Origin of the sequence: Halorubrum sp. 48-1-W, assembly GCF_003287355.1 — an archaeon.
Taxonomy (GTDB): domain Archaea; phylum Halobacteriota; class Halobacteria; order Halobacteriales; family Haloferacaceae; genus Halorubrum.
This window is the reverse complement of the sequence record NZ_QMIM01000063.1, coordinates 1-1,390: the sequence shown is the minus strand read 5'-3', so window position 1 is coordinate 1,390 and position 1,390 is coordinate 1. Positions and strand designations below refer to the sequence as shown.

General features: G+C 58.3%; 1 protein-coding gene. It reads left to right on the top strand.

Annotated features, from left to right (window positions below):
• Window positions 1-48: 48 nt before the first annotated feature.
• A complete protein-coding gene (locus tag DQW50_RS17495; RefSeq protein ID WP_112080531.1) occupies window positions 49-1,215 on the top strand; it encodes an ISH3 family transposase in 1,167 nt (388 codons plus the stop codon).
• The last annotated feature ends 175 nt before the right edge of the window (window positions 1,216-1,390 follow it).

The window sequence follows — 1,390 nt, the reverse complement described above, 5'->3', positions numbered from 1 at the left end:
TCAGTACTTCACAAAGCCGCTTAGTTAGAACGTCTGCTTGCTGAAGGTGTGTCTACGACCCAGCAAGCAGACAGTGAACTCCACGAAGACCAACTCCTTAACTTCCTCGTCAACCAGCTTGACGAGGAAGTTACTCTGAACCTCGCCAACAACGCTGAAATCGATACAGAGGACATCCACGAGGTCCTCGTCGGCGCAACCGCCGACGGGACCTCGATCTCGACGCTCTGTGCGTCGAGTCAGAACGGCCCCGCTGCCAACACGATCCTCTACCATCTCCGGACGAAGTTCGAGCCGGAACGGCTCGAACGAGTCGCTAACACGCTCCTTCGACGAAATATCGTTGAACTGCTCCCCGAGCAGGTGGAGGTCTGCGCAGACCTCCACCTGCGGCCCTACTACGGTAATGAAGACGACACGGAGAACCTCTATCACTCGGAAGCCAAGCGTGGAACCACCGCGTTCCACGCCTACGCCACACTCTACGCGCGTGTGAAGAACAAACGCTACACGCTGGCGGTGCGCCGTCTCGAAGACGGCGACACCGCCAGCAGCGTCCTCGCTGAGTTCTTCGGTGTCCTTGACGGCCTTGACACCGAGGTCAAGGCCGTCTATCTTGATCGCGGATTCTACGACAGCAAGTGCCTCACGCTGCTTCAAGCGCATAACTACGCGTACGTAATCCCGATCATCCGATGGGGGAAGACGATTCAGCAAGAGCTCTCGGAAGGGTGGAGTCGTGTCATTCAGCATGATCTGACAGGGAAACTCGACGGTCACAGCTGGACCGTCGAGTTTCCCGTCTACATCGATTGTACGTACCTGAACGGGAAGTATGACGACCACGGTGTGGCGCGTCACGGCTACGCCGCTGACGCGCCGTTCATCGAGACACCACGCGACGCTCGATACCACTACGCGAAACGGTTCGGTATCGAGTCGAGCTATCGCTTGTCCGAGCAAGCGATAGCGACGACAACGACACGAGATGCGACGGTGAGACTGCTGTTCGTTGTGGTGAGTTTGTTGTTACAGAACGCGTGGCGGTATCTTCACTACGAATATGTGGCGACGCCCCGCCGTGGCGGGCGTCGCCTCTGGTGGTGGCCGTACAAGGAATTCGTCAATATGGTCCGACGGGCTGCGTGGACGGCCCTCGCGGTGCGTCGGGCCGTCCCCGCAAATCGACCACCAGACGACCGGTTCCACCGGTAGTCACTGACCGAGTACGCCTTCTCGTGAGTGGCAACGCTGTCGCGTCGGCGGCTGAGCGCCGCCGACAGCGACAGCTCTGGCTTCGAACAGCGTCGATCAATCGCTACTGACGATTCATTTCGACAGAACAGGTGACTCAAGTCAGGTTAGCTGACGATGCTTTGTGAGGTACTGA